The sequence below is a fragment of the Limnohabitans sp. Rim8 genome, from assembly GCF_945869175.1.
Taxonomy (GTDB): domain Bacteria; phylum Pseudomonadota; class Gammaproteobacteria; order Burkholderiales; family Burkholderiaceae_C; genus Limnohabitans_A.
Genome location: NZ_CAMBNZ010000136.1, coordinates 1 through 3111, shown reverse-complemented (window position 1 = coordinate 3111; position 3111 = coordinate 1). Strand labels below are relative to the sequence as shown.

Genomic DNA, 3111 nt, shown 5'->3' with positions numbered 1-3111 from the left:
GCCCGCAAAGCGTTGCTCTCGATGAAGTTGCGGCGTGGCTCGACTTCGTCGCCCATGAGCATGGTGAACACGCGGTCGGCTTCGATGGCGTCGTCGATCTGCACGCGCAGCAGGCGGCGCACGGTGGGGTCCATGGTGGTTTCCCACAGCTGAGCGGGGTTCATCTCGCCCAAGCCTTTGTAGCGCTGGCGGCTGGTGGTGCGTTCGGCTTCGCTGATGAGCCAATGCATGGCCTGGCGGAAGTCGCCTACTTTTTCTTCTTTCTGGCGTTCGCCTTCACCGCGCAAGGCTTTGGAACCTTCGGAGAGGAGACCGCGGAAAGTCTCGGCAGCTTCGGCCAATGCGCCGTAGTCGGCACCGTGCACAAAGTCTTGCGTGATGATGCTGCTTTTGATGTTGCCGTGGTGGCGGCGGCTGATGCGCAAGATGGGCTTGTCGGTGCGCACATCAAACTCGGCGGTCACTTCGGCCGGGATGCCGGTGGTGTTGAGTTCGCGCAGTTTGGCTTGCAGCGCAGGAGCACACGCCGCCGCTTGTTCCATGCCGTCCAGGTTCAGCGAGACGCCGTCAGCCATGGCGCGCAAAGCTTCGGCGTCCATGAAGTTGGACAAGCGGGCAATGACGTGTTCGGCCAACTGGTGTTTGCGGGCCAAGGCTTCAAGCGTTTCGCCTGTGAGCACTTGGGGCGCAGCGCCGCCGGTGCTGATGCTGGCGTCTTTGAGCGCGATGCGCAGCAAAAAGCCGTCGAGCGCCGGGCCGTCTTTCAGGTACAGCTCTTCTTTGCCGGCCTTGACTTTGTAGAGCGGTGGCTGGGCAATGTAGATGTGGCCACGCTCGACCAAATCGGGCATTTGGCGGTAGAAGAACGTCAGCAACAGGGTGCGGATGTGCGCGCCGTCCACGTCGGCGTCGGTCATGATGATGATGCGGTGGTAACGCAGTTTGTCGACGTTGAAGTCGTCGGTGCCGCTCTTGCCGGATTCGGCGGTGGCTTTGCCGATGCCGGTGCCCAAGGCGGTGATGAGCGTGACGATTTCGTTGCTGGTCAGCAGCTTTTCATAGCGGGCTTTTTCCACGTTCAAGATTTTGCCGCGCAGGGGCAAGATGGCCTGGAATTTGCGGTCGCGGCCTTGCTTGGCCGAGCCGCCAGCGGAGTCGCCCTCGACGATGTAGATTTCGCACAAGGCCGGGTCTTTTTCTTGGCAGTCGGCCAATTTTCCGGGCAGGCCCATGCCATCGAGCACGCCTTTGCGGCGCGTCATTTCGCGGGCTGTGCGGGCGGCTTCGCGGGCACGGGCGGCTTCCACAATCTTGCCGCAGATGATCTTGGCGTCATTGGGGCGCTCTTCCAAAAAGTCGGTCAAGGCCTTGGCCACGATGTCTTCCACCGGGGCACGCACTTCGCTGGACACGAGCTTGTCTTTGGTTTGGCTGCTGAATTTGGGTTCGGGCACTTTCACGCTCAACACGCAGCACAGGCCTTCACGCATGTCGTCGCCGCTGACTTCGACTTTTTGCTTTTTGGCGATTTCGTTTTTCTCGATGTACTTGCCAATCACGCGGGTCATCGCCGCACGCAGGCCCGTCAGGTGGGTGCCACCGTCACGCTGGGGAATGTTGTTGGTGAAACACAGCACCGACTCGTTGTAGCCGTCGTTCCATTGCATCGCCACTTCGACACCGATGCTGGTGCCAGGGATGCCGCCGTAGCTGTCGGCCGGACGCTCACCGTTGGCGTGGAAGGCGTTGGGGTGCAGCACTTTTTTGTTGGCGTTGATGAAGTCCACAAAGCCTTTGACGCCACCAGCGCCCGAGAAGTCGTCTTCCTTGCCGCTGCGCTCGTCTTTGAGGCGAATGCGCACACCGTTGTTCAGGAAGGACAACTCGCGCAAACGCTTGGCCAAGATTTCGTAATGGAAATCGGTGTTCTGCGTGAAAATTTCCACGTCAGGCAAAAAGTGCACTTCGGTGCCACGCTTGTCGGTGGCGCCCGTCACGCGCATGGGCGAAACTTCAACCCCATCCACGGTGTCGAGCAAACGGTTTTGCACAAAGCCTTTGGCAAACTCGATTTGGTGGACTTTGCCTTCGCGGCGCACCGTCAGACGCAGCCACTTGGATAACGCGTTCACGCAAGACACGCCCACGCCGTGCAAACCGCCCGAGACCTTGTAGCTGTTCTGGTTGAATTTGCCGCCTGCGTGCAGTTCGGTCAAGGCGATTTCGGAGGCACTGCGCTTTGGCTCGTGCTTGTCGTCCATCTTCACGCCGGTGGGGATGCCGCGGCCGTTGTCGGTCACGGAAATCGAGTTGTCGGAGTGGATGGTGACCACGATGTCGTCGCAGTGGCCAGCCAGTGCTTCGTCGATCGAGTTGTCCACGACCTCGAACACCAGGTGGTGCAGGCCCGTGCCGTCAGAGGTGTCGCCGATGTACATGCCAGGGCGTTTGCGCACGGCCTCCAGGCCTTCCAGAATCTGGATGGAGCCTTCGCCGTAACCTTCGGATGCGCCCGCTTGGTTGGCGTCAATCTTGGGTTGAGCGGTGGTGAAAGCGTCTTCGCTGGGTTTGATGTCGTCGGTCATGTCAATTTTTCTCTGTCGCTTGAATGGCCGAAACCCGCGAAGGGTCGCGGGTTTCGGTAAGGTCTATGGCCGTAGGGCGCGGGCCTTAAATGCGCATCGGCATCACCACATATTTGAAGTTCTCGTTCTCGGGGACCGTGATCAACGCCGAACTGTTGGCGTCGGCCAGATCGATGCGAACCATGTCTTGGCCCATGTTGCTGAGCACGTCGATGATGTAGGTCACGTTGAAGCCGATCTCGATGCTGTCGCCGCCGTAGTCGATGTCGAGTTCGTCCACAGCTTCTTCTTGCTCGGCGTTGGTGGAGGCCACGCGCAAGCTGCCGGGGTCGAGGTTCAGACGCACGCCCTTGAACTTGTCGCTGGTCAGGATGGCAGTGCGCTGCAGGCAAGACAACAGGGCTTGGCGGCCCAAGGTCAGGTTGTTGCTGTGGCCTTTGGGGATGACGCGGTTGTAGTCGGGAAACTTGCCCTCGACCAACTTGGTCACGAACTCCATGCCGTCAAAGCTGAACTTGGCCTGGTT

At 60.0% G+C, this 3111-nt stretch carries 2 protein-coding genes; both read right to left on the bottom strand.

Translation table 11 applies throughout. The features are described from left to right. The coding region (gyrB, locus tag Q0O19_RS13970) for a DNA topoisomerase (ATP-hydrolyzing) subunit B (protein ID WP_295523983.1) at positions 1-2585 on the bottom strand (2585 nt) is incomplete at its 3' end. Between the two features lie 85 nt (positions 2586-2670). Next, positions 2671-3111, bottom strand: a 441-nt coding sequence (locus tag Q0O19_RS13965) for a DNA polymerase III subunit beta (protein ID WP_295523981.1), incomplete at its 5' end; no start/stop codon positions are given.